We start from the raw sequence: 24,948 nt of genomic DNA on the forward strand, positions 1-24,948 counted from the left end.
ATTACTGTCACCCAAAAGGATCCCGGTTCCAGGTTCAAGCCCTGGGACCAAAGACTTCGGCATGGAAGCGGCGCCCCAATAGCCCCTTCCTGATCTGTCCCGAAGTTGGTATGCCCGGCCCCTCGCCGGTTGTAGTGCTTCAGGACGGAACGGTGGGCACCCAAATGGTGCCCAAACAAACATAGAGAATGTGGAGACAACCCCCCATGCAAACCGACACAACTCGCGAGAACCCGCAGGGCACCTTGCCGCAGGCCGCAGATTCGACTTCGGATCTGTCCGCCACCGCGCCTGGCCAACTGCGTGTGATCAAGCGTAACGGCACTGTCGTTCCTTACACCGATGACAAGATCACCGTCGCCATCACCAAAGCGTTTCTCGCAGTTGAGGGCGGCACCGCTGCCGCTTCGTCGCGAATCCATGACACCGTTGCCCGTCTGACCGAACAAGTCACCGCGACCTTCAAGCGTCGCATGCCCTCGGGCGGCACGATCCACATCGAAGAAATCCAGGACCAGGTCGAACTGGCCCTGATGCGTGCCGGCGAGCAGAAAGTAGCCCGCGACTACGTGATCTACCGTGACGGTCGCTCGAAAGAACGCGCCGCCCACGCACCGGCCGAAGAAGCAGTCAACGCTCACCCGTCGATCCGCATCACCCGCGCCGATGGCACCTTTGCTCCTCTGGACATGGGCCGCCTGAACACCATCGTCACCGAAGCGTGCGAAGGCCTGGAAGAAGTCGACGGCGACCTGATCCAGCGCGAAACCCTGAAAAACCTGTACGACGGCGTGGCCCTGACCGACGTCAACACCGCGCTGGTGATGACCGCCCGTACGCTGGTCGAGCGTGAGCCGAACTACTCGTTCGTGACCGCCCGCCTGCTGATGGACACCCTGCGTGCCGAAGGCCTGAATTTCCTTGGTGTCGCCGAGAGCGCGACCCATCACGAAATGGTCGACCTGTATGCCAAGGCCCTGCCTGCCTACATCGCCAAGGGCATCGAATTCGAATTGCTGAACCCGGTCCTCGCTACCTTCGACCTGGAAAAACTCGGCAAGGCAATCAATCACGAGCGCGATCAGCAGTTCACGTACCTGGGCCTGCAAACCCTGTACGACCGTTACTTCATCCACAAGGACGGGATCCGCTTCGAACTGCCGCAAATCTTCTTCATGCGCGTGGCCATGGGCCTGGCGATCGAAGAGAAGAACAAAGAAGACCGTGCGATCGAGTTCTACAACCTGTTGTCGTCCTTCGACTACATGTCCTCGACCCCGACCCTGTTCAACGCCGGCACCCTGCGTCCACAGCTGTCGAGCTGCTACCTGACCACCGTGCCGGATGACCTGTCGGGCATCTATCACGCGATCCACGACAACGCCATGTTGTCGAAATTCGCCGGCGGCCTGGGCAACGACTGGACTCCGGTTCGTGCACTGGGTTCTTACATCAAGGGCACCAACGGCAAATCCCAGGGCGTTGTTCCGTTCCTGAAAGTGGTGAACGACACCGCCGTCGCCGTTAACCAGGGTGGCAAGCGCAAAGGCGCTGTCTGTGCCTACCTGGAAACCTGGCACATGGACATCGAAGAGTTCATCGAACTGCGCAAGAACACCGGTGATGATCGTCGTCGTACCCACGACATGAACACCGCCAACTGGATCCCTGACCTGTTCATGAAGCGCGTCTTCGATGACGGCAAGTGGACCTTGTTCTCGCCGTCCGAAGTGCCGGACCTGCACGACCTGACCGGCAAGGCGTTCGAAGAGCGTTACGAGTACTACGAAGCCCTGTCCGAGTACCCGGGCAAGATCAAGCTGTTCAAGACCATCCAGGCCAAAGACCTGTGGCGCAAGATGCTGTCCATGCTGTTTGAAACCGGCCACCCATGGCTGACCTTCAAAGACCCGTGCAACCTGCGCAGCCCGCAGCAGCACGTCGGCGTGGTTCACAGCTCGAACCTGTGCACCGAGATCACCTTGAACACCAACAAGGACGAGATCGCCGTTTGCAACCTGGGCTCGATCAACCTGCCGAACCACATCACCAACGGCAAGCTGGACACCGCCAAGCTGGAACGCACCGTGAACACCGCCGTTCGCATGCTCGATAACGTTATCGACATCAACTACTACTCGGTGCCACAAGCGAAGAACTCCAACTTCAAGCACCGTCCGGTCGGTCTGGGCATCATGGGCTTCCAGGACGCTTTGTACCTGCAGCACATCCCTTACGGTTCCGACGCTGCCGTCGAGTTCGCCGACAAGTCGATGGAAGCGGTCAGCTACTACGCGATCCAGGCGTCCTGCGACCTGGCCGACGAGCGCGGCGCTTACGAGACGTTCCAGGGTTCGCTGTGGTCCAAAGGCATCCTGCCGCTGGATTCGCAACAGATCCTGATCGAGCAACGTGGCCAGAAGTACATCGACGTTGACCTGAACGAATCCCTGGACTGGGCACCGGTTCGTGCCCGCGTTCAGAAAGGCATTCGTAACTCCAACATCATGGCCATCGCACCGACCGCGACCATCGCCAACATCACCGGCGTATCGCAGTCGATCGAACCGACCTACCAGAACCTCTACGTGAAATCGAACCTGTCGGGCGAATTCACCGTGATCAACCCGTACCTGGTTCGTGACCTGAAGGCTCGCGGTCTGTGGGACTCGGTCATGATCAACGACCTGAAGTACTACGACGGTTCGGTGCAGCAGATCGAGCGCATCCCGCAAGAACTCAAAGAGCTCTACGCGACGGCCTTCGAAGTGGACACCAAGTGGATCGTTGACGCGGCAAGCCGTCGTCAGAAGTGGATCGACCAGGCTCAATCGCTGAACCTGTACATCGCTGGCGCATCGGGCAAGAAGCTGGACGTGACCTACCGCATGGCCTGGTACCGTGGTCTGAAAACCACTTACTACCTCCGTGCCCTGGCCGCGACCAGCACCGAGAAATCGACCATCAACACCGGCAAGCTGAACGCTGTTTCCAGCGGCGGCAACCACGGTGAAGATTCGGTCCTGGCAGCACCTGCCGGCCCTGCTCCAGTGCCGAAGGCTTGCGCCATCGACGAGCCGGATTGCGAAGCTTGCCAATAAGCTGAGCCGGTGAGCGCTGAAAGGCGCTGACCTCGACAACCCCCGATCGGTCCTCTGGATTGGTCGGGGGTTTTCTTTTGCCTGGAGGAATGTGGTGACTGTGTTGACGCCATCGCGAGCAGGCTCACTCCTACAGGGCCGAGTTGGCTCGGAGGAATGCGATCTACTGTGGGAGCCTGCTCGCGATGAGGCCAGCACAGATAACCAGGATGCCTGCGTCAGGGACAAATCCCGGTCATAAAAAAACCCCTCTTGCGAGGGGTTCTTTATGCAGCGCTATCCAGCATCAGGTCATCTGAATGATGGTCTGCATGATGGTGCTCTGGGTCGAGATGGTCTTGGCGTTCGCCTGGTAGTTGCTCTGCGCCTTGATCAGGTCGACCAGTTCATTGGTCAGGTTGACGTTGGACTCTTCCAGGGAGTTGGAGTGAATCTCGCCCAAGGTACCGGTGTTCGGCGCATCGTAGCCCGGGATACCCGACGCATAGGTTTCTTTCCAACTGGTGCCACCTACCGGTTGCAAACCTTGTTCGTTGGTGAAGCTGGCGAGCGAGATCTGGCCGATGGGCTTGGTCTGGCTGTTGCTGAAGTTGGCCAGCATGACACCGCTGGCGTCGATGGTCAGGTTGGTGATCTGGCCGGTGGCGTAGCCGTTCTGCGAAGGAATCGAACGCGCGGTGTCAGCGTTGTACTGCGTGGTTTTGTCCATGGAGACCGTAACGACGCCGGAGGCAGCGCCGTTGGCTGTCCACACGCCATTGGTCACGTTACCCGGAACCCAGCCGGTGACTTTCAAGTCAGGGCTGACAATCGGCGCAGGGGTGGCTGGAGTGGTGACGGAAACCAGATTGCCTGAAGAATTGAACGCCATGGTCGAAGCGACAGGAGGCGTAAGAGGATCGGTAGGGTCGCTACCATCCGGGTTGCGACCCTCGATCAGGGTGTAGGTCTTCCAGGTGTTGTCACCCGTCTTGACCATGTATTGATCCATGATGTGCTTGTTGCCCTGGGTATCGTAAATCGGTGTACTGAACTGCTTGGTGAAGGACGCTTCCTTGGACGGATCAAACGGATTGGTCGTCTGGTTGATGATGGGAGCTGTGGAGTTCAGGTTGATCGTCGACGAAACCGTGGAGGTGTTTTTTGGCGCCAGGTTCGACGTATCGATGCGCAGGTCAGTCAAAACGCCATTGAGGATCTTGCCATTGGCATCCACGCCATAACCCTGCAGACGCGCAGAGCCATCGCTATTGGTGACGTAACCGTCCTTGTCGACCTTGAACGTACCGGCACGGGTGTAGGACATCGAACCGTTCTCGCTCAGCACGAAGAAGCCGGAACCGTTGATGCCCATGTCCAGCACGTTGCCGGTGTTGTTGACGTCGCCCTGGGTGAACTGCTGGGAAACGTTGGCCAGGCGCACGCCGTTACCGATGGTTTTGCTGCCGGAACCCAGCTTGGTGGCCGAGTAAACGTCTTCGAATTCCGCACGGGACGATTTGAAACCGGTGGTCGCGACGTTGGCGATGTTGTTGCCGGTCACGTCCAGTTGTTTGTTGGCTGCATAGAGACCGCTAAGGCCGATATTGAAAGACATATTCCACTCCTTTGTGCCGTGTTAGTCGGCTCTACATACCAATAGTTTGTACTTTGGACAGGGCGATGCTGCCGGCCCCGGCCAGGTTGAGCATCAACTCACCGCCGGTCTGACTGATCGTCACGCTGTTGACCGTTGCCGGCAGGTACGTCACCAGCGAGGTCGCCTTGCCGTCGTAAGTCGCCGTAGCGCCGAAGGTATAGGTACCCGCCTTGGCCACTTCGCCTGCGTCGTTTTTGCCATCCCAGATGAAACTGGAAGTACCGGCCTTCTGGCTGCCCAGGTCGATGGTGCGGACAACCTTGCCATCGGCATCGGTGATCTTGACCTTGAGCGGGTCCACCGACGCCGGTACGGCAATGGTGCCGCTGAAACTCTTGGAGGTATCGACCACCGACTTGTCGCTCGGGGCAATCACCGAACGACCGACCAGCGACGACGCCTGCAACGCCTGGGACGAGTTGTAATTGCTCGCCAGGCCACTGACGGTGTCGTTGAGTGTGGTGATGCCTTCCAGGCTACTGAACTGGGCCAACTGGGCGACGAACTCGCCGTTGTCCTGCGGTTCCAGCGGGTTCTGGTTTTTCAGTTGCGTTACCAGCAACTGCAGGAACGCGTCCTTGCCCAGGGCCTTTTTGCCGGTGGCGCTGTTCGTTGCCGCCGCCAGGCCGTCGGCGCTGGTGTTGGTCTTGATCGAGGAGTTGGCCAGGATGTCCTTGAGGCTCAAACTACTGGTGGTATCAGTAACACTCATCTGAGTCGCCCCTTATCACTGACCGAGGGTCAGGACCTTCTGCATCATGGTTTTGGCGGTGTTCATCATTTCCGCGTTGGTCTGGAACGAACGACTCGCGGAAATCATGTCAGCCATTTCCTCCACCACGTTGACGTTCGGGTAGTAGACGTAGCCCTTGGCGTCGGCCGCCGGATGGTTCGGCTCGTAGCGCGCATCAAGATTGCTCTGGTCTTCGACCACGCCCAGCACTTGCACGCCTTGACCGGCGGCGTCCTGGTTCTGGAACAGCGAGTCGCTGCCGCCGCTCTGGCCGCCCTGGAACATGGTGGCGAATACCGGGTGCCGTGCACGGTAGGTCTGGTCGATGCTCGACGAGACGGTCTCGGCGTTGGCGATGTTACTGGCGACGGTGTTCAAACGAGTGGTCTGGGCACTCATGCCGCTACCGGCAATGTTGAAAACACTGGCTAGGGACATGACTTACTCTCCACGAAGGGCTGAGACCAGCCCTTTGAATTTGCTGTTGAGCAGGGTGAAGCTGGCCTGGAAGTTGACCGCGTTTTCCGCGTAGTTCGACTGTTCCAGCTGAGCGTCAACGGTGTTCTGGTCGATCGACGGTTGCATCGGCGTGCGATACATCAGCGACTCGTCGCCATTGCCCAGGCCTTCGGCTTCGATATGACGGCTGTTGGTCATGTTCAAGGCGAAAGATCCGCTCTTGGTCTTCTCGTTCTGTGCGGCGAGCACTTTGGAGAAGTCCAGATCCCGAGCCTTGTAGTTCGGGGTGTCGGCGTTGGCGATGTTGTTGGCCAGGACTTCGGCACGCTGGGCGCGGAAGCCCAGGGCTTGTTCGTGGATACCGAGCGCTTTATCGAAGCTGATGCTCATGTCGGAAACCTTTGGGTGACCTGATTTTTCGTAACAGGGACATAGCAAGCGTCGTGCCAATTCAAAAAAGCCCATAAACCGGGGCTTTGCGGGCAGTGGCCATGCGGCAATGCCAGAAAAGCGGCAACCGATTTCCGCCGCCTGCCGCTTTTCTGCCGCTTTCCCATGGGCAAGCCCGCTACCACAGGGGATAGATGTGATGCCGGAAATATTGCAGGCAAAAAAAACGGGAGCCCCTGAGGACTCCCGTTTTTTGATGACGCCAACGAATCACTTCGCCTGGTAAATGATCCCCGGGCTGCACTGGACCATCTGGTAATGATCCGGCAAACCGTTCAGCGCCTCGGACGCGCCGAGGAACAGATAACCGCCCGGCTTCAACGTGCTGTGAATGCGCAACAGGATGTCCTTCTTCACCTCGGCGGAGAAGTAGATCAGCACGTTGCGGCAGAACACGATGTCAAACTTGCCCAGCGCTGCGTAGCTGTCCAGCAGGTTGAACGAGCGAAACTCCACCCGGCTCTTGATCGGAGCCTTGATGGCCCAGCGCCCCGGCCCTTTCGGGTCGAAGTAACGTTGAAGGCGCTCGGGCGACAGGCCGCGGCCAATGGCCAGGCTGTCGTACTCGCCGGTCTTGCAGTTGGTCAGCATGGTACCGGACAGGTCGGTGGCAACGATCTGCACGCCCATCTTCAACTGGCCCATGTTCACGCGCTCGAACTCATCGATCGACATCGACAGCGAATACGGTTCCTGACCCGACGAACAGGCCGCCGACCAGATCCGCAGACGCTGGCCAGGGGCGGCCTTGATCGCCGCGGGCAGCACCTTGTTCTTCAAGACTTCAAACGGATAGGTGTCACGAAACCACAGGGTTTCGTTGGTGGTCATGGCATCCACCACCATCTCGCGCAAACCGCTGCGCGGCTGGGTCTGGATGCGCTGGACCAGCTCACCCAGGGACTTGATACCTTGCTGTTCCATCAGTTTGTTGAGACGGCTCGAGACCAGGTATTGCTTGTTTTCACCAAGCAAAATGCCACAGGCTTTTTCCAGGAAGACCCGGAACTGTTCGAAATCCAAATTACCCGTAGACAAAGATGCCGCCTCTTAAATCGTATTAACCGTTAGGGGCAAAAGGCCCCTAGCTGATGTCTGCTGCCTTGATCCGGTTGACTACCCGGGATGCCAGGTCATCAGGACGGAATTTGGCAAGGAAGTCATCGGCACCGACCTTCTTGACCATCGCCTGATTGAATACACCGGACAACGAAGTATGCAGGATGATGTGAAGCTTTTGCATGCGAGGGTCGTTGCGGATCTCGGCCGTGAGGGTGTACCCGTCCATCTCCGGCATCTCGATGTCGGAAATCATCATCAGGAACTCTTCTTCCGGCTTCTTGCCCTCGTCGACCAGCTTGCGCAGGTAATCCAGCGCTTGCCGACCGTCGTTCAACGCCACCACTTCGACACCGACCGTCTGCAGGCAACGGGTCACCTGCTTGCGCGCCACCGACGAGTCATCGACCGTCAGCACTCGCAAAGAGAGCGCCTTGTGCTGGGTTTCGACATCCACTACGCCGACGGAAATCGCTTCCGGTGTCGGCGCCACTTCTGCCAGCACTTTCTCGACGTCGATGATTTCGACTAACTGATTGTCGACCCGAGTCACAGCTGTCAGGTAATGATCGCGTCCCGTGCCCTTGGGTGGCGGATGAATCTCCTCCCAGTTCATGTTGACGATGCGTTCCACTGACCGCACCAGGAAACCCTGGGTCTTGGTGTTGTACTCCGTGATGATCACGAAGGGATTGCTTTGATCTTTCAACGCACCGGAGCCGGTCGCCATCGCCAGATCAAGAATCGGAATGGTCGCCCCCCGAATACTTGCCACACCGCACACGACAGGACTGGATTTTGGCATCAGCGTCAGTTTGGGGCATTGCAGCACCTCCCGAACCTTGAACACGTTGATCCCATACAGCTGCTGGCCGTCGAGACGGAACAACAACAGCTCAAGGCGATTCTGCCCTACCAGTTGCGTGCGCTGGTTTACCGCATCCATTACCCCAGCCATGCACAGACTCCTACACCAACGCTTAAGTGTGTTGCGACGCGCATTCATCACTAAACGGCACGGCGCTTGCTTTTTAACTCTTATGAACACAGAACCGACATTTTTCCGACGCCTGACATCAAACGCCCGCAAATTGCTTTGCGCGGTGTCGGCCGTCTGCCTGTTCAACGCTGGCTGCCCTGCCCTTGCTGACGCGGTTACCTTGCCTGACATGCTTATCGGCGTCACCCAGGGCTTTCTTGAATTCACCGTAGAAGACTATCTGGCCACCAGTCAAACGGAAGGCCGCTACGAGATCGAGGTCAAGCAGCTCGATCCACGGCTGCGCATGCCCATGTGCGACAAGGAATTGACAGCGTCCCTGGAGAGCCCGGCCACGCCGCTGGGCCGGGTTACGGTCAAGGTTCGCTGCGAAGGCGCGTCGCCCTGGACAGTCTTCGTACCCGCTCAAGTGCGCCTGTTTCGTGACATTGTGACCACCACCCGCCCGCTACGACGCGCCGGTATCGTCGAGCCTCAGGATGTGACCCTGCGCGAGCGTGACATCAGCCTGATCAGCCAGGGCTACCTGACTTCCGTCGATCAGGCGATCGGGCAGAAACTTACCCGACCAATGGTCGCCGACCAGGTCATGACCCTGGTGCACATGGAACAGGCAGAAGTCATCAGCAAGGGCGACCAGGTGGTGATTACCGCCCGCAGTGGCACGTTGAGCGTGCGCATGCCGGGTGAAGCACTGTCCAACGGCGGCTTGCGCGAACAGATCCGGGTGAAAAACCTCAACTCCCAGCGGGTCATCAAGGCGCAAGTCATCGCGCCCGGCCAGGTGGAAGTAGCGATGTAGAGGACTCTGTGTTTGTGAAGAAGTGGCGCGCCACTCGACTGTTCCCTAGACTGTGCCCTATGCAGGGCAAGCGCTGACGCGCGCAAGCTCATTGATAATTGGGCCTAAAGTTTTCCCGGGTATGGCCGAAAACATGGCAAGCGTCCAAATACCCAGAGGTTTTTTGTCATGGTCATCGATTTCAGCCGTTTAAACAGTTCCTCGTCACTTACCGGTAGTACGCGTACCAGCGCCGCGAAGGAAACTGCCGAAGCCGGCAAGCCCGCACCGCTGAATACCCCGGCCGAACAGGCCAGTACCGTCAAAAGCGGGGAATCGGTACATTTCAGCAATGAGGCTCAACAGTTGCAGAAGGTCACTGACAAGCTGCGCGATCAGCCTGCCGTCGACAACGCCCGCGTGGCCGAGTTGAAAGCAGCGATTGCCGATGGCAGCTACAAAGTCGACAGCAACCGTGTAGCCAGCAAACTGCTCAACTTCGAAGCCCAGCGCTAGGCCAAGGCCTGCGCCAGGCTTTTGGACGCTTAAAACCCAAGGCCAGCCATGCACGACACTAATTTACTGCAACTGATCACCGACGATTTCGCTCCGGCACAGCACTTGCTGGAGTTACTGCAAACCGAGTCCCTCGCCTTGCACGGTCGCGACATGCCTCTGCTCGAAGAGATTCTGGCGCAGAAACAGGCATTGATCATTTTGCTCGATCAGCATGGCCGCAAGCGCAGTGAAATCCTCGCCAGCCTCAACCTGCCGACCAATCGCGATGGCCTGGAGCAACTTGCCAGCCATTCGAGCATTGGCGATCAGTTGCTCGAACAGAGCGATGTATTGACCGATCTTCTGGCTCAGTGCCAGGCGGCCAACGTCAAGAATGGCCAGTCGATCCTGGTGCAACAGGCCGCGACGGCCAATCAGCTGAAAATCCTCAACGGCGGCGAGCCGCCAGCGCTCTACGATGCGCGCGGATCAACCTCCATGCTTGCGAAGCCACGTCCGCTCAGCCAGGCATGAGCCTGCTGAAAGCGCGCACTATCAAGACGCGCAAACTGCTGGCAATATGCTGGCCAGCCGTAGTCATATTTTTGCCTGGAGATCGATGAACCGTGTTCAATGCCTTAAGCGCGGACGATGCTCCGCAGCCACCCAAGGTGCTCACCACGCCGTTGGAAATCTCCGGCACCCTGCGCCAGCTGCAAGACAGCCATGATCCGCTGATCATCACGTTCCATGAGCGCAGCCAGCGCTTCCAGAGTTATCTGGTGGACATTGACCGTGACAGCAACATGATTGCCCTGGACGAAATGATTCCCCGCGATGGTGAACGCTTCCTGCTCGCCGGCGAACCGTTCAAGGTCGAAGGCTTTCACGACGGCGTGCGCATTGCCTGGGAAAGCAACGGCCCGTTGACCATCGACGAATCCGGTGGCGGTCGCTGCTACCGTGGCGCCCTGCCCGCCGAGGTGGTTTACCACCAGCGTCGCAATGCATTCCGCGCAGCATTGAAGCTGGCACAACTGGTCAACGTCGATCTGGGCGGTGAAAAGCTCAAGTCGCCGATCAGCGGCAAGCTCCTGGATATTTCTGCCACCGGCTGCAAGTTGCGCTTCGAAGGCGACATCACCGATAGCCTGCAACTGGGTCAGGTCTATGACCGCTTCATCGCCGCCCTGCCCTTTGGCAACATGACGGCCCCCGTCGAGCTGCGTTACCTGCACTTCGAAGAAAGGATCTCCACCACCTTCGCTGGCGTGCGCTTTCACAACATGAGCGGGCTGGTGCAGCGGCAAGTCGAACGGTTCGTCTATCAGCTGCAGCGCGAAGCGCGGCGCTTCGACAAAGACGACATGTAATAAGACGCTTCAATAGAAAACGGGCAGTCCCTTGCGGTGACTGCCCGTTTTTTTATGCGTTGTTTTTATGCGTTATGGCCTTGCCTCGGTAAAACTTTGCTCGCGAGATGTATCCGTGTCTTCTTGCTGAGGATCGGTTTCGGGCCCGGATTCAGGTACCGGGTCCGGCTCAGGGTTGATCGGGTTCTGCATCTGCTCCTGAACCACCTGCTCATCGACCCGCGGGTCAAGGCAAGCCACCAACGGCGAACTCGACATACTGTCCGGCATGGCAACGTGATGCAGCGGCGCATCGTCCACCACATGCAGGTTGGTCACCGCTTTCGGACGAATTCGCCACACCAGCACCAACGCGAAGAAACTGAAGAAGGCATAGAGCATGTGGCTGCCGAACAGCTTCATCAGCACCCCGGCCACCAGCGGTCCGATACTGGCGCCGACGCCGTAGGTTACCAACAGCATCGCCGTCAGGGACACCCGGCGATCGCCCTCGACGTGGTCATTGGAGAACGCCACCGCCAACGGATACAGGCAGAACATCACCAGCGAACAGAAGAACCCGGTGATAAACAAAATCTCCAGCGGTACCTGTTGCATGATGGCCAGCGGCAGCGCGGTAAGCGCCAGGGCCAAGGCAAAACAGCGGATCAACAGCGCCCGGTCATAACGGTCGGACAGCCAGCCCAAAGGCCATTGCACCAGCAAGCCCGCAAAAATGCAGCTACCCATGAACAGACCGACCTGCTCCGTGGACAACCCCTGCTGTGAGGCATACAACGGTGCCAGACCGTAGAACGAACCGATGATCAGCCCTGCCCCCAGCACCGTGCTCAACGACTGCGGCACGCGCTTGATGAAGAACCGCGGCTCCATCGGTGCCGGGTGCAACGGTGCCGGGTGAATCCGCCGGGTCAGGGCCACCGGCACCAGACACAGCGCGAAGCACAAGGCGACCAGCATCAGCAACTCAAGGCCCAGGGCCGGGTGCATGACCAGAATCAACTGACCCAGCACCAGCCCCAGGTACGAGGCGATCATGTAGCCGCTGAACACCGTCCCGCGCTGCGAGGCTTCAGCCTGCTCATTGAGCCAGCTTTCGATGACCATGTATTGGCACATCATGCCGAGGCCGACGATGACCCGCAGGAAGATCCAGGCCGGCAACCAGTCCACCAGGCCATGACCCAGCACCGCCGCACCGACAATCCCGGCGCAGGCCGAATAGGCGCGAATATGTCCGACCCGGGCAATCAGCCGGTGGCCGATCTTGCCACCCAGCACCAGGCCGCAATAGTTGGCGGCCATCAACGCACCGACCCACAGGCTGTCGACCTTGTCGGCAGCCAGGCGCAAGGCCAGGTAAGTGCTCAACAGGCCAGAGCCGATCAACATCATCAGCGAGGCAAAATAAAGCGCTCGAAAGGGTTTCCAGATTTGGCGCATCGGCGTTCCGAGCGGCTCCTTGCAGTGAGTTTCGGGCTACCGACAAACGATAGCCTGATGTCGACGGATCGTCAGGCCTGGGCCGCTAAAACACGCCGTTCCCAGGGAGTAATTTCATCAAGGAAGCTGGTCAATTCCATGGTCTTCGAGGCGATGTAGCCTTCGATGAACTCCTTGCCAAACAGTTCCATCGCCAATTGGCTACGTTTCAGACGTTCAAGAGCGGCATGCAAGGTACACGGCAACGAAAGATTGTCCGGTACTTCAAATTCACCCTGGATCGGCTCGCCAGGCTCCAGCTTGTGTTCAATGCCATGCAACCCCGCGGCAAGGCTGGCGGCGATCGCCAGGTAAGGATTTGCATCAGCCCCCGGCAAGCGGTTTTCGACCCGACGAGCGGCGGGTGAACTGGCCGGGATACGCAATCCGGCCGCCCGGTTGTCGTGGGACCAGCAGGCATTATTCGGTGATGCGAAGGGATGGCACAAGCGCTGATACGAGTTCACGTTCGGTGCGAACAACGCCGTGAAATCTGCCATGCCGGCCTGCTGCCCCGCGATGAAATGACGGAAGGTCGCCGTCGGCTCACCCGCCTTGTCGCTGAACACGTTACGCCCGCTGCCGATCTCGATGATGCTCTGGTGAATATGCATCGAACTGCCCGGCGTGTGCGCCAGCGGCTTGGCCATGCAAACCACGGTCAGGCCATGCTTGAGTGCGACTTCTTTGAGCAAATGTTTGAACAGCAGTGTCTGGTCGGCCAACAGCAGTGGATCGCCGTGCAGCAAGTTGATCTCGAACTGGCTGACGCCCATCTCGTGCATGAAGGTATCGCGCGGCAAGCCCAGGGCCGCCATGCAGGCGTAGACCTCACTGAAGAACGGCCGCAAACCATTGTTGGAACTGATACTGAACGCCGAATGACCTTCCTCGCGACGACCGTCCAAGCCCAGCGGCGGCTGAAAAGGTTGAGTCGGGTCGGTGTTGGGCGCGAAGACAAAAAATTCCAGCTCGGTCGCCACCACCGGCGCCAGGCCGAGGGCCGTGTAACGCGCGATCACGGCTTTGAGTTGGCCGCGGGTCGACAGAGACGAGCTTTCGCCGGTCAGCTCGTGCGCATCGCAAATAGCCAAGGCTCGCGGTTGCTGGCTCCACGGCAAGCGATGGATCTGTGCAGGGTCGGGCACCAGCGCCAGGTCGCCATCATCGCTGCCGTAAAAGCGCGCTGGCGGATATCCGCCCATGATGCATTGCAGCAGCACGCCCCGCGCCATCTGCAAACGCCGCCCCTCGAGAAAGCCTTCGGCAGTCATTACCTTGCCACGGGGTACGCCATTCAAATCCGGCGTGACACATTCAATCTCATCAATGCCCGTCAATCGCTGTGCGAGTGAACGATGGCCATCGGTCGTCATGACGCAATCCTTTGTTGTTGTGCGAGCCGCGAACGGCGACCCGAACAAAATAGGCTCCGCCTGTTCGGAATATCAAGCAGCGGCCAACAAAAAGACTCGTCAGGGGAGGTAAAGGCTGAACACCCCGCCGCCCAACGAGCCGCCATTGCTGATTTCGGTGCGACCGCCCACGCCGTTGCGCTGATGAAGTGCCGCAATCCGCCCGGCAAAGTACAGGCCCAGGCCAGTGCTTCCGCTGCTGTGGTTGATGCCCTGCACGTAATCGGCCTGACGCTCGATCATCTCGGGTGGATAACCCTCGCCATCGTCGTTGACGGTCAGCACCAATTGCCCGGCTTCATCGCTGACGCTGATCAACACTGCATGGCGGGCGTAACGGATGGCGTTGTTGATGCTGTTGCCCAGCACCGAAGCGATCAGCTCCCGGTCGAAGAAACCCAAAGGGCTCAGTGGGTCCACTTCATAGGTCGCGATGATGCCGCGACTGGCGAACACGTCCTGGTGGCAGGCCAATTGCGCTTCGATGAAGTCATCCAGTTCATGGTAGGCCGGTTGCAACGGCATCTGGTTGACCCCGAGTTTGTACAGCCCCAGCAACTGCACGAGCATGCCATTGAGGTGTGCGAACTCGAATTCGATCACGCCCTGCTCCGGGGTGTGCTGTTGCGGATCCGGCAAACGCGCCAGCCATTGGCTGTGGGCCTGCATCAGCATCGCCAGGGAGTTCTTCATGTCGTGCACGGTGGAGGCAATCACCGTGGAAAAATCGAGTGCCTGTTCGCTGTTGTTCATTCGCCAAACGCCTTGCTTCGCAACTTCTGATAACGGGGGAAACGCGCATCCGTGTCCGGCATCAGGCCGACCATTTTCAGGCACGTCCGACATTCCTCCAGCTCCGCCGAAGGGACACTGGTGTCGGTGCCGTGCAGCAGCGACTGCGCCATGTTCAGCGCGATGCTGATGTTCTTCGGTTGCAGCGCCAGGGCTTTGCGGAACACCTGCCGCGCCTCCACCAGGTTGCCGGTCTTGTACACCCGCACGCCCTGACGGTTGAGGTCGGCTGCGGCGTTGCCGGAGTTGAGGATGGTCGGATCGTCGGTCAACTTGGCGATGCCCTTCATCACCGTCGGGTCGTCGCCGTAGATTTCCGCGCAGTTTTTCAGCATCGAGGCACCGGCGCTGGCTTGGCCAAGCATCTGCAGCTGCTTGGCCACCAGCAGCGCCGCTTCGGCGCTCATGAACTGTTCCATGCCATCGAGGCGCATCATCGCTTGCTCGGTGAGCTTCTCGGCGGTTTCGGCATCGTTGAGCAGCAGGCTGGTGGCTTTCATCAATCGCGCACGAATCTGCAGGCCCGGGTCGGAAGGGTTTTCCTTGGCCACGGCACTCAGCGTCGTGTTGATTTCCAGTCGAGTCCGGGTATCCAGACCTTTTTCGCTGCCTTTACTGATCAATGCATGGGCCAGGCCGAGGTTGCTCTCCGCATCCTTGAAACGTGACTGCGCGCCCTGCGCCACGGCCTGACGATAGGCTTTGGAGGCGGTGTCGAAATCTTCGTTGGCCATCGCCAACTTACCCAGCAGCGCCTGCCGGCGCACCGCCAGCGGCGACAAGCGGATCGCCTCTTCCAGCACACGCTGGGCAGCCTTGGTGTCGCCTTCGGCGACCAGCACATCGGCCATGCCGTCGTAGAGCGCCGGCATCATCGGGAACACTTTCAGGGCTTTTTCGTAGACGCCTTTGGCCTGAGCGACCTGACCACGCTTGAACAGCAATTTACCCAGACCGGCAAAGGCCCACGGCAACGGTCGATCGGCAATGATGCTGTCGTAGAGTCGCTCCAGCGCCTCGTTCTGATTCAGGTCACGCAAGGCATCGGCGCGGTAGCGCAGGCACAACGGCGAATAGCGGATGTCTTGCTTGCACAGGGCAATGCAGGCATTGAGCACTTCAACCGGTTTGCCCCGGTCAAGGGCCTGCAGAATCGGCTTGAGCAAGGTCTTGCGTTGCTCCAGCCGCTCCAGGCGTTGAGCCAGGCCGGAACGGTTGAACGGCTTGGTCAGGTACGCATCGGGTTCGTGTTCCAACGCACTGAGCACCATTGCCTGACTGGTCTCGGCGGTGACCATGACGAACACGGCCTCATGGCTGATCAGCTTCTCGATCATCAGGTCCTCGAGCACCTGCTGGCCGTTCTTCTTGCCATCGCCCAGGTGAAAGTCCTGCAGGATGAAATCGTAGGCCTTCTGCGAACACATCCGCAGCGCCTGTTCACCGGTGTCGGCAGTGTCGACATCCTTGACGCCCAGCTCGCGCAGCATGGACCTGACGGAACTGCGGAAATCCGAGAAATCATCGACGATCAAAAAGCGCTTTTGGTGATACGACAGCATCGAAGATTTCCAGGCAATTTAAGAATAAGACCATGATTGTTCGGGTTATCGGCCAGAACTGGCATTCACTTGAAGTAACGGGAGTGCAATCGCTCATTTGGCGGTCAAAGAGTTTATGAGCGCCTCCCATGGCGAGCTAAATATTTGAAGGTGTTATTGAAAAACGGGATTATCCTGACTTATTGAACTGCGCTTCCTGTCGCTTGAAATCAACACGCTTTACGTCGTAACTAAAGGCCTAAGTCATGACCACCAAACCCAAACGCCCGGATACTTCTTCCGAGCGATCGGCCCGGATCCCCAGCACCCTGGACTTTCCAGTGGTGGGCATCGGTGCGTCGGCAGGCGGGCTGCAAGCGATCAAATTGTTCTTTGAAAACATGCCTCAAGACAATGGCATGGCGTTCGTGATCATTCTCCATTTATCGCCCGATCACCAGAGCATCGCTGACAAGATCATCCAGGAATCGACCAAGATGCCGGTTCTGCAAGTGACCGAAACGGTGGTCATCGAGAAAAACCGGGTGTACGTCATTTCACCGGCGCAACGGCTGGCAATGAACGATGGCTTTCTGGAGGTCAGCGCCACGGACCCGCGCGAAGGTCGCCACGCGTCCATTGATCTGTTTTTCCGCGACCTGGCCGACGTGCATCGCGAGCGTGCCTTCTGTGTGGTGTTGTCGGGTACAGGCTCCGACGGCGCGGTTGGCTTGTCACGGATCAAGGAACAAGGTGGCATCACATTGGCTCAGGCACCGGAAGACGCCGAATTCGATGGCATGCCTTGCGCCGCCATCGAAACCCGCATGGTTGATCTGGTGCTGCCCGTGGTGGAAATGCCGCAAAAACTGCTGGAGCTATGGCGCAACTCCAGGGAAATAACTTTACCCATCGCCGACGATCCAGAACTGCAAAACGTTGCTACGGTGTCCGAGCGTGACGCGGCTCTTGCAGAACAGGTGCTGCGCGACATCCTGATCCAGTTGCGTACGGGTACCGGTCATGACTTCAAACACTACAAACGCGCCACCGTGTTGCGCCGGATCGAACGCCGCATGCAGGTCACCGGCCAGCCCGACCTGACCGCCTATTACCAGTATCTGCAACACAATCCCGAAGAAACCAAGGCACTGCTGGGCGACATGCTGATCGGGGTGACCAACTTCTTCCGTGACAGAGAGGCTTTCGAAGCCCTGGAGCGGGATGTCGTGCCGCAACTGGTCAGCGCCGCCGTGTCCGCACACCCCGAGAAAGAAGAAATCCGGGTCTGGTCCGCGGGTTGCTCCACGGGCGAGGAAGCCTACAGCCTGGCCATGCTGCTCAATGATCAATTGCAACTTGAATCCAGCGCGGCATCGATGCAGCTATTCGCTACCGACATCGACGAACGCGCCATCAGCGTTGGTCGGGCCGGCTTGTATCCACAAGCGATCATCACCGATGTGCCACCCTCGCGGCTGCGCCACTACTTCATCAAGGAAGACGATCATTATCGGATCCGCAAGGAAATCCGCGAAAAGGTCTTGTTCGCCAAGCACAGCCTGTTGTCCGACCCGCCTTTCTCGCAGATCGACCTGATTGTTTGCCGCAACCTGCTGATCTATCTGGATCGCGAAGTGCAACGCGAAATCCTCCAGATGTTCCACTTTGCCCTGCGTCCCGGCGGTTTCCTGTTCCTCGGTTCTTCCGAAAGCGCGGACGCGTGCCACGAATTGTTCGCACCGGTGGATAAACGCAACCGGATCTTCCGCGCCAAGACCGGCACGGCCAACAGTCGGCGCACACCGACCATGCCGCGTGGAGGCTATGTGCGGACCAACACTTCCCAACAGGTCCCGCAAAGCAGCGCGCCGCGCAAACTGTCATTCGCCGATATCCATCAACGCGCCCTTGAACAGTCCGCACCACCGAGCGTGATCGTCGATGCCAACGCCGACATCCTGCACATGAGCGAGAGTGCCGGGCGTTTCCTGCGTCATGTTGGCGGCGAATTGTCGCGTAACTTGCTGACACTGATTCTTCCGGAACTGCGCCTGGAAATCCGCACCACGCTGTTCCAGGTCCAGCAGAGTGGCTTGCCGGTCAAGTCCCGCGAGGTACCGATCAAGCGTGACAAGCGCAGTTACCTGATCGATCTGGTCGCACATCCCTACAAGGATGAAGATTCGGACGGCGAATACGTCCTGGTGATTTTCGAGGAAGTCGAGGTCGACCCTGCCGAACGGGCGGCCACCACCGTGCTACAGACTGAAAGCCAAGTGCTGTCCAACCTTGAGCGCGAACTGCAACGCACCAAATTGCACCTGCAGGACACCATCGAACAATCGGAAGTCTCCAGCGAAGAGCTCAAGGCTTCCAATGAAGAAATGCAGGCCATCAACGAAGAACTGCGTTCGGCCACTGAAGAACTGGAAACCAGCAAGGAAGAACTGCAGTCGATCAACGAAGAGCTGTTGACGGTCAACTACGAACTGAAAACCAAAGTCGAAGAAACCGACAAGATCAACGACTACCTGACCAACCTGATTGCCTCCACCGACATCGCCACGGTGTTTGTCGATCGCAGCATGCGCATCAAGTGGTTCACTCCGCGTGCCACTGACATCTTCAGCATGTTACCGGTGGATACCGGGCGCTCCTTGCTCGACATTACCCATCGCCTGCATTACGAGGAAATCGTCGCAGACGCGGCGCAAGTGTTCGAATCGCTGAACATGATCGAACGCGAAGTCAGCAGCACCGACAATCGCTGGTACATCGCCCGCCTGCTGCCCTATCGTTCCAGCGAAGACCACATCGACGGCACCGTGCTGACGTTCATCGACATCACCAAACGACGGGCGGCTGAAGAAGAGTTGCGGCTGGGCGAAGAACGCATGCGCCTGGTCGCTGAAAGCACTCGTGACTACGCCATCATTACCCTCGATGAGCAGGGCGTGATCACCACCTGGAACAAAGGCGCCGAATTGATCTTCGGCTACAGCAAGGCCGAGGCCGAGGGCGCCTATTACGATTTCATTTTCTCGCCCGAAGATCGTGCGTCCGGTGTGCCTGAAAACGAATTGCTGGCGGTGCGCACCCACGGTCGCAGTGAAGATGAGCGCTGGCACGTACGCAAGGACGGCAACCGCTTCTTTTGCAGCGGCGAGGTGACCTTGCTCAGCGGCAACAACCTAAAAGGCTACGTCAAAATTGCCCGCGACTTGACCGGCCATAAACGCCAGCATGAAGAACAGAGCCAACAACTGGCCGAAACGCGCAACACCAATTACCTCAAGGATGAATTCTTCGCGGTCATGTCCCACGAACTCAAACATCCGTTGAACCTGATTCAGCTCAATGCAGAACTGCTGCGTCGCTTGCCGGTGACCAAGTCGGTGGCGCCGGCCGCCAAGGCCGTCAACACCATCTGCGACGCCGTCAATAGCCAGGCAAGGATCATCGATGACCTGCTGGATGTCGCCCGGGTCCGAACCGGCAAACTCAAACTGAAACCCATCGCCGTCGATCTGGTCAGTGTCTTGCGCGACATTCATGCCGTCGTGCTCAGCGACCGACACGACGCCACCGTCGAGCTGCACGTACCTTCCGGTGCCTTAATGGTCCATGCCGACCCGACGCGCCTGGAGCAAATCATCTGGAACCTGGTGAATAACGCGCTGAAATTCACGCCCTCCAACGGCCACGTGCAATTGATCGCCAGCCAGGCTGGAAACATGGCGCGGCTGGACGTCAAAGACAACGGTGCAGGCATCGCCCCCGAGAACCTCGATCACGTGTTTGACCTGTTCGGCCAGGCTGAAAAACAGCACATCAACCACAATCGTGAAGGGCTGGGGATCGGCCTGTCACTGGTCCGACAACTGACCGAGGCCCAGCGGGGAACGGTTGAGGTGAGCTCTGCCGGGGTGGGAACAGGTTGTACCTTCACGGTTTACCTGCCCTTGGCCCATTCCAAAGATGAGCCGCAATCCCCGACTCAGATCGAAGAATCCTCTGGCAGGCTGAGCGGCTTGACGATCCTGCTGGTAGACGACTCCGCCGATGTGTTGGAAACTTTGAAAATGCTGCTGGAAATGGAAGACGCGCAAGTAATTGCTTTCGACCGTCCGGTGGCGGCTTTGGATGCGGCAAAAAGCACGCGCTTCGACCTGATCATTTCTGACCTGGGCATGCCGGTCATGAACGGCCACGAGCTGATGAGCGCATTGCGTCAGTTGCCGCTGGTCAAGGATGTGCCGGCCATTGCACTGACGGGCTATGGCGCTCACAGCGACATTCAAAAATCACGGCAATCGGGCTTTGACCAGCACATTGGAAAACCGGTGTCCTACGATGATCTGATCGAAACCATTGAGAATCTGCGACGCTCCCAGACCTGAGGCAGGGTCAGCGCAGATAGGCCCTTTGTACGCAGGCTCGTCGATCGATGGCTTGCCTGAGCCGCTCCTTGTGATCAGCCCAGACCTTGGGGTCGACTTTGGTTGAACGCATCAGCTCCAGCATGGCTGCCTTGGCAGCCATGTACTCCGACCACGCATCTGCGGACCTGAGTTTCAAAGACTCGCGTTCGGTCATTTCCATCCGTCGCAGGGCCAATTCCGGCTCATCGGTAATCACTGGACTCAAGGTCAACTGCACGCGATGCGGCGCAACAAACTCCTGGGTGTCCGCGACAATCTCCCTCGCCCGCTGAGCCCCCCACTTCAACGCCGTGCAGTAATGCTCCTCGGCGTGTCGGTCATGAAACTCCTCGCAAACCGCCCAACCATTGGTGCCGTAGACGCCTATAAACACCTGGATAACCCCTTCATGGCTGACACGCGTCTGCACCTCGATGTGCAGCCCATTGCTGAGTACCTCTTCATGCGTATGAAGGGGTAACTGCGTGTTAGTCCATAACCAGAATTTTGCGCCTCTTCGCCGCATCGACGTCGCCCCATGAGTTGTGTCTGGAGTAAGGCACAGCAATGTCAGACTTTCCATGTAGATCGTCGGGTGGTTAGGCCGTAGAAAGAGCAATCGATAGCTGGAGTAAAACCACTGGGCACACCGGTGTTTTTTCGAGCGCAAAACAAAACCCCTACCTGCATACGCAGATAGGGGTTTCGGAATTTAATCTTGACGATGACCTACTCTCACATGGGGAAACCCCACACTACCATCGGCGATGCATCGTTTCACTGCTGAGTTCGGGATGGGATCAGGTGGTTCCAATGCTCTATGGTCGTCAAGAAATTCGGTAGCCAGGTCGTGGGCCTTTTCAGGTTCACGCTCCAGCGAATGGGTATGTGATAGCCAGGTGTTTTGTGAGTATCTCGAACTTTCGGTTCGTTTCGTCTTCACACACCGCAATCTGGTGCCCTTTGCCTTTCAGCTCGAAGCATGCAAATTGCTTGGGTGTTATATGGTCAAGCCTCACGGGCAATTAGTATTGGTTAGCTCAACGCCTCACAGCGCTTACACACCCAACCTATCAACGTCGTAGTCTTCGACGGCCCTTCAGGGGACTCAAGGTCCCAGTGAGATCTCATCTTGAGGCTAGTTTCCCGCTTAGATGCTTTCAGCGGTTATCTATTCCGAACATAGCTACCCGGCAATGCCACTGGCGTGACAACCGGAACACCAGAGGTTCGTCCACTCCGGTCCTCTCGTACTAGGAGCAGCCCCTCTCAAATCTCAAACGTCCACGGCAGATAGGGACCGAACTGTCTCACGACGTTCTAAACCCAGCTCGCGTACCACTTTAAATGGCGAACAGCCATACCCTTGGGACCGGCTTCAGCCCCAGGATGTGATGAGCCGACATCGAGGTGCCAAACACCGCCGTCGATATGAACTCTTGGGCGGTATCAGCCTGTTATCCCCGGAGTACCTTTTATCCGTTGAGCGATGGCCCTTCCATACAGAACCACCGGATCACTAAGACCTACTTTCGTACCTGCTCGACGTGTCTGTCTCGCAGTCAAGCGCGCTTTTGCCTTTATACTCTACGACCGATTTCCGACCGGTCTGAGCGCACCTTCGTACTCCTCCGTTACTCTTTAGGAGGAGACCGCCCCAGTCAAACTACCCACCATACACTGTCCTCGATCCGGATAACGGACCTGAGTTAGAACCTCAAAGTTGCCAGGGTGGTATTTCAAGGTTGGCTCCACGCGAACTGGCGTCCACGCTTCAAAGCCTCCCACCTATCCTACACAAGCAAATTCAAAGTCCAGTGCAAAGCTATAGTAAAGGTTCACGGGGTCTTTCCGTCTAGCCGCGGATACACTGCATCTTCACAGCGATTTCAATTTCACTGAGTCTCGGGTGGAGACAGCGCCGCCATCGTTACGCCATTCGTGCAGGTCGGAACTTACCCGACAAGGAATTTCGCTACCTTAGGACCGTTATAGTTACGGCCGCCGTTTACCGGGGCTTCGATCAAGAGCTTCGCGTTAGCTAACCCCATCAATTAACCTTCCGGCACCGGGCAGGCGTCACACCCTATACGTCCACTTTCGTGTTTGCAGAGTGCTGTGTTTTTAATAAACAGTCGCAGCGGCCTGGTATCTTCGACCGGCATGGGCTTACGCAGTAAATGCTTCACCCTCACCGGCGCACCTTCTCCCGAAGTTACGGTGCCATTTTGCCTAGTTCCTTCACCCGAGTTCTCTCAAGCGCCTTGGTATTCTCTACCCAACCACCTGTGTCGGTTTGGGGTACGGTTCCTGGTTACCTGAAGCTTAGAAGCTTTTCTTGGAAGCATGGCATCAACCACTTCGTGTTCTAAAAGAACACTCGTCATCAGCTCTCGGCCTTGGAATCCCGGATTTACCTAAGATTCCAGCCTACCACCTTAAACTTGGACAACCAACGCCAAGCTGGCCTAGCCTTCTCCGTCCCTCCATCGCAATAACCAGAAGTACAGGAATATTAACCTGTTTTCCATCGACTACGCTTTTCAGCCTCGCCTTAGGGACCGACTAACCCTGCGTCGATTAACGTTGCGCAGGAAACCTTGGTCTTTCGGCGTGGGTGTTTTTCACACCCATTGTCGTTACTCATGTCAGCATTCGCACTTCTGATACCTCCAGCAAGCTTCTCAACTCACCTTCACAGGCTTACAGAACGCTCCTCTACCGCATCACCTAAGTGATACCCGTAGCTTCGGTGTATGGTTTGAGCCCCGTTACATCTTCCGCGCAGGCCGACTCGACTAGTGAGCTATTACGCTTTCTTTAAAGGGTGGCTGCTTCTAAGCCAACCTCCTAGCTGTCTAAGCCTTCCCACATCGTTTCCCACTTAACCATAACTTTGGGACCTTAGCTGACGGTCTGGGTTGTTTCCCTTTTCACGACGGACGTTAGCACCCGCCGTGTGTCTCCCATGCTCGGCACTTGTAGGTATTCGGAGTTTGCATCGGTTTGGTAAGTCGGGATGACCCCCTAGCCGAAACAGTGCTCTACCCCCTACAGTGATACATGAGGCGCTACCTAAATAGCTTTCGAGGAGAACCAGCTATCTCCGAGCTTGATTAGCCTTTCACTCCGATCCACAGGTCATCCGCTAACTTTTCAACGGTAGTCGGTTCGGTCCTCCAGTTAGTGTTACCCAACCTTCAACCTGCCCATGGATAGATCGCCCGGTTTCGGGTCTATTCCCAGCGACTAGACGCCCTATTAAGACTCGCTTTCGCTACGCCTCCCCTATTCGGTTAAGCTCGCCACTGAAAATAAGTCGCTGACCCATTATACAAAAGGTACGCAGTCACCCAACAAAGTGGGCTCCCACTGCTTGTACGCATACGGTTTCAGGATCTATTTCACTCCCCTCTCCGGGGTTCTTTTCGCCTTTCCCTCACGGTACTAGTTCACTATCGGTCAGTCAGTAGTATTTAGCCTTGGAGGATGGTCCCCCCATATTCAGACAAAGTTTCTCGTGCTCCGTCCTACTCGATTTCATGACTAAGAGATTTTCGCGTACAGGGCTATCACCCACTATGGCCGCACTTTCCAGAGCGTTCCGCTAATCTCAAAGCCACTTAAGGGCTAGTCCCCGTTCGCTCGCCACTACTAAGGGAATCTCGGTTGATTTCTTTTCCTCAGGGTACTTAGATGTTTCAGTTCCCCTGGTTCGCCTCTTAAGCCTATGTATTCAGCTTAAGATAACCATCTTATGATGGCTGGGTTCCCCCATTCAGACATCTCCGGATCAAAGTCTGTTTGCCGACTCCCCGAAGCTTTTCGCAGGCTACCACGTCTTTCATCGCCTCTGACTGCCAAGGCATCCACCGTATGCGCTTCTTCACTTGACCATATAACCCCAAGCAATCTGGTTATACTGTGAAGACGACATTCGCCGAAAATTCGATTCTTGCTCCAAAGAGCAACTCACAAATTTTACCTTAGCCTGATCCGTTACCAGTGAAAGTAACGTCCAGTCTATCTTTCTATCACATACCCAAATTTTTAAAGAACGATCTAATCAAAGACTAGAAATCAATATTCACACCGGAATATTCATTTCTAAACTCTAACGACAACGGCCACCGTGCTGGCTGGCTTCTCGTCTTCTTCAATGAATCAAGCAATTCGTGTGGGAACTTATGGAGCAGCTGAT

17 protein-coding genes and 2 rRNA genes are annotated in these 24,948 nt (G+C 57.4%); 6 read left to right on the forward strand and 13 right to left on the reverse strand.

The features are described 5' to 3' along the window. Nucleotides 1-206 precede the first annotated feature (206 nt). Nucleotides 207-3,101 (forward strand): ribonucleoside-diphosphate reductase subunit alpha, encoded by a 2,895-nt coding sequence (locus BLW70_RS26820; protein ID WP_074879163.1) that lies wholly within the window; start codon nucleotides 207-209, stop codon nucleotides 3,099-3,101. Between the two features lie 286 nt (nucleotides 3,102-3,387). On the opposite strand, the gene flgE is transcribed toward BLW70_RS26820, so the two are convergent. The 6 genes from flgE to BLW70_RS26850 all read right to left on the reverse strand — a co-directional run bounded on the left by flgE (nucleotide 3,388) and on the right by BLW70_RS26850 (nucleotide 8,399). After that, nucleotides 3,388-4,698: a flagellar hook protein FlgE gene (gene flgE / locus BLW70_RS26825; protein WP_074879165.1), complete on the reverse strand. Its 1,311-nt coding sequence runs from the start codon at nucleotides 4,696-4,698 to the stop codon at nucleotides 3,388-3,390. A gap of 31 nt (nucleotides 4,699-4,729) precedes the next feature. Next, nucleotides 4,730-5,452, reverse strand: a complete 723-nt coding sequence (gene flgD / locus BLW70_RS26830) for a flagellar hook assembly protein FlgD (protein WP_074879167.1) — start codon at nucleotides 5,450-5,452, stop codon at nucleotides 4,730-4,732. Nucleotides 5,453-5,467: 15 nt separating this feature from the next. Further along, nucleotides 5,468-5,911: a flagellar basal body rod protein FlgC gene (flgC, locus tag BLW70_RS26835; protein ID WP_074879168.1), complete on the reverse strand. Its 444-nt coding sequence runs from the start codon at nucleotides 5,909-5,911 to the stop codon at nucleotides 5,468-5,470. A gap of 3 nt (nucleotides 5,912-5,914) precedes the next feature. Continuing rightward, the gene (flgB, locus tag BLW70_RS26840; RefSeq protein ID WP_008147960.1) at nucleotides 5,915-6,322 is read right to left on the reverse strand and encodes a flagellar basal body rod protein FlgB; all 408 of its coding nucleotides are present in this window, start codon (nucleotides 6,320-6,322) and stop codon (nucleotides 5,915-5,917) included. Between the two features lie 270 nt (nucleotides 6,323-6,592). Continuing rightward, complete coding sequence (gene cheR / locus BLW70_RS26845) at nucleotides 6,593-7,420, reverse strand: protein-glutamate O-methyltransferase CheR (RefSeq protein ID WP_074879171.1); 828 nt, start codon at nucleotides 7,418-7,420, stop codon at nucleotides 6,593-6,595. 46 nt (nucleotides 7,421-7,466) lie between these two features. Then, on the reverse strand, nucleotides 7,467-8,399 hold the full coding sequence (locus tag BLW70_RS26850; RefSeq protein ID WP_074879173.1) for a chemotaxis protein CheV: 933 nt from the start codon (nucleotides 8,397-8,399) through the stop codon (nucleotides 7,467-7,469). Nucleotides 8,400-8,481: 82 nt separating this feature from the next. Between BLW70_RS26850 and flgA the strand changes: the two genes are divergently transcribed. The 4 genes from flgA to BLW70_RS26870 all read left to right on the forward strand — a co-directional run bounded on the left by flgA (nucleotide 8,482) and on the right by BLW70_RS26870 (nucleotide 11,093). Beyond that, a complete protein-coding gene (gene flgA / locus BLW70_RS26855; RefSeq protein WP_074879175.1) occupies nucleotides 8,482-9,243 on the forward strand; it encodes a flagellar basal body P-ring formation chaperone FlgA in 762 nt (253 codons plus the stop codon). A 168-nt stretch (nucleotides 9,244-9,411) separates the two neighbouring features. Continuing rightward, complete coding sequence (flgM, locus tag BLW70_RS26860) at nucleotides 9,412-9,738, forward strand: flagellar biosynthesis anti-sigma factor FlgM (protein ID WP_074879177.1); 327 nt, start codon at nucleotides 9,412-9,414, stop codon at nucleotides 9,736-9,738. Nucleotides 9,739-9,786: 48 nt separating this feature from the next. Continuing rightward, nucleotides 9,787-10,254, forward strand: a complete 468-nt coding sequence (locus BLW70_RS26865) for a flagella synthesis protein FlgN (RefSeq protein WP_074879179.1) — start codon at nucleotides 9,787-9,789, stop codon at nucleotides 10,252-10,254. 92 nt (nucleotides 10,255-10,346) lie between these two features. After that, entirely contained in the window at nucleotides 10,347-11,093 is a 747-nt protein-coding gene (locus tag BLW70_RS26870) for a flagellar brake protein (protein ID WP_074879181.1), read from the forward strand. 72 nt (nucleotides 11,094-11,165) lie between these two features. Here BLW70_RS26870 and BLW70_RS26875 read toward each other — a convergent pair whose 3' ends face one another. The 4 genes from BLW70_RS26875 to BLW70_RS26890 all read right to left on the reverse strand — a co-directional run bounded on the left by BLW70_RS26875 (nucleotide 11,166) and on the right by BLW70_RS26890 (nucleotide 16,344). Beyond that, a complete protein-coding gene (locus tag BLW70_RS26875) occupies nucleotides 11,166-12,536 on the reverse strand; it encodes an MFS transporter (protein ID WP_074879183.1) in 1,371 nt (456 codons plus the stop codon). Between the two features lie 71 nt (nucleotides 12,537-12,607). Further along, a complete protein-coding gene (locus tag BLW70_RS26880; RefSeq protein WP_174553786.1) occupies nucleotides 12,608-13,849 on the reverse strand; it encodes a glutamine synthetase family protein in 1,242 nt (413 codons plus the stop codon). A 201-nt stretch (nucleotides 13,850-14,050) separates the two neighbouring features. Continuing rightward, entirely contained in the window at nucleotides 14,051-14,743 is a 693-nt protein-coding gene (locus BLW70_RS26885) for a sensor histidine kinase (RefSeq protein ID WP_074879187.1), read from the reverse strand. After that, complete coding sequence (locus BLW70_RS26890) at nucleotides 14,740-16,344, reverse strand: tetratricopeptide repeat-containing response regulator (RefSeq protein WP_074879190.1); 1,605 nt, start codon at nucleotides 16,342-16,344, stop codon at nucleotides 14,740-14,742. The genes BLW70_RS26885 and BLW70_RS26890 overlap by 4 nt, the downstream gene beginning before the upstream one ends. Before the next feature lie 245 nt (nucleotides 16,345-16,589). Here BLW70_RS26890 and BLW70_RS26895 point away from each other — a divergent pair, with 245 nt between their 5' ends. Then, nucleotides 16,590-20,726, forward strand: coding sequence for a CheR family methyltransferase (locus BLW70_RS26895; RefSeq protein ID WP_074879192.1), 4,137 nt, complete (start codon nucleotides 16,590-16,592; stop codon nucleotides 20,724-20,726). A 7-nt stretch (nucleotides 20,727-20,733) separates the two neighbouring features. Here BLW70_RS26895 and BLW70_RS26900 read toward each other — a convergent pair whose 3' ends face one another. The 3 genes from BLW70_RS26900 to BLW70_RS26910 form a co-directional block, all read right to left on the reverse strand. Further along, nucleotides 20,734-21,273 (reverse strand): hypothetical protein, encoded by a 540-nt coding sequence (locus tag BLW70_RS26900; protein ID WP_074879194.1) that lies wholly within the window; start codon nucleotides 21,271-21,273, stop codon nucleotides 20,734-20,736. 190 nt (nucleotides 21,274-21,463) lie between these two features. Beyond that, nucleotides 21,464-21,579 (reverse strand): 5S ribosomal RNA (gene rrf, locus BLW70_RS26905). Between the two features lie 172 nt (nucleotides 21,580-21,751). Continuing rightward, nucleotides 21,752-24,643, reverse strand: a 23S ribosomal RNA gene (locus tag BLW70_RS26910). Nucleotides 24,644-24,948: the final 305 nt, after the last annotated feature.

Source organism: Pseudomonas frederiksbergensis (assembly GCF_900105495.1).
Lineage (GTDB): Bacteria > Pseudomonadota > Gammaproteobacteria > Pseudomonadales > Pseudomonadaceae > Aquipseudomonas > Aquipseudomonas frederiksbergensis.

Excerpts from the sequence above, each read along its gene's own strand:
- BLW70_RS26820 (WP_074879163.1), top strand. The coding sequence starts at position 207 with ATGCAAACCGACACAACTCGCGAGAACCCGCAGGGCACCTTGCCGCAG.
- flgE (WP_074879165.1), bottom strand. The coding sequence starts at position 4,698 with ATGTCTTTCAATATCGGCCTTAGCGGTCTCTATGCAGCCAACAAACAA.
- flgD (WP_074879167.1), bottom strand. The coding sequence starts at position 5,452 with ATGAGTGTTACTGATACCACCAGTAGTTTGAGCCTCAAGGACATCCTG.
- flgC (WP_074879168.1), bottom strand. The coding sequence starts at position 5,911 with ATGTCCCTAGCCAGTGTTTTCAACATTGCCGGTAGCGGCATGAGTGCC.
- flgB (WP_008147960.1), bottom strand. The coding sequence starts at position 6,322 with ATGAGCATCAGCTTCGATAAAGCGCTCGGTATCCACGAACAAGCCCTG.
- BLW70_RS26850 (WP_074879173.1), bottom strand. The coding sequence starts at position 8,399 with ATGGCTGGGGTAATGGATGCGGTAAACCAGCGCACGCAACTGGTAGGG.
- flgA (WP_074879175.1), top strand. The coding sequence starts at position 8,482 with ATGAACACAGAACCGACATTTTTCCGACGCCTGACATCAAACGCCCGC.
- flgM (WP_074879177.1), top strand. The coding sequence starts at position 9,412 with ATGGTCATCGATTTCAGCCGTTTAAACAGTTCCTCGTCACTTACCGGT.
- BLW70_RS26865 (WP_074879179.1), top strand. The coding sequence starts at position 9,787 with ATGCACGACACTAATTTACTGCAACTGATCACCGACGATTTCGCTCCG.
- BLW70_RS26875 (WP_074879183.1), bottom strand. The coding sequence starts at position 12,536 with ATGCGCCAAATCTGGAAACCCTTTCGAGCGCTTTATTTTGCCTCGCTG.
- BLW70_RS26880 (WP_174553786.1), bottom strand. The coding sequence starts at position 13,849 with ATGACTGCCGAAGGCTTTCTCGAGGGGCGGCGTTTGCAGATGGCGCGG.
- BLW70_RS26885 (WP_074879187.1), bottom strand. The coding sequence starts at position 14,743 with ATGAACAACAGCGAACAGGCACTCGATTTTTCCACGGTGATTGCCTCC.
- BLW70_RS26890 (WP_074879190.1), bottom strand. The coding sequence starts at position 16,344 with ATGCTGTCGTATCACCAAAAGCGCTTTTTGATCGTCGATGATTTCTCG.
- BLW70_RS26895 (WP_074879192.1), top strand. The coding sequence starts at position 16,590 with ATGACCACCAAACCCAAACGCCCGGATACTTCTTCCGAGCGATCGGCC.
- BLW70_RS26900 (WP_074879194.1), bottom strand. The coding sequence starts at position 21,273 with ATGCGGCGAAGAGGCGCAAAATTCTGGTTATGGACTAACACGCAGTTA.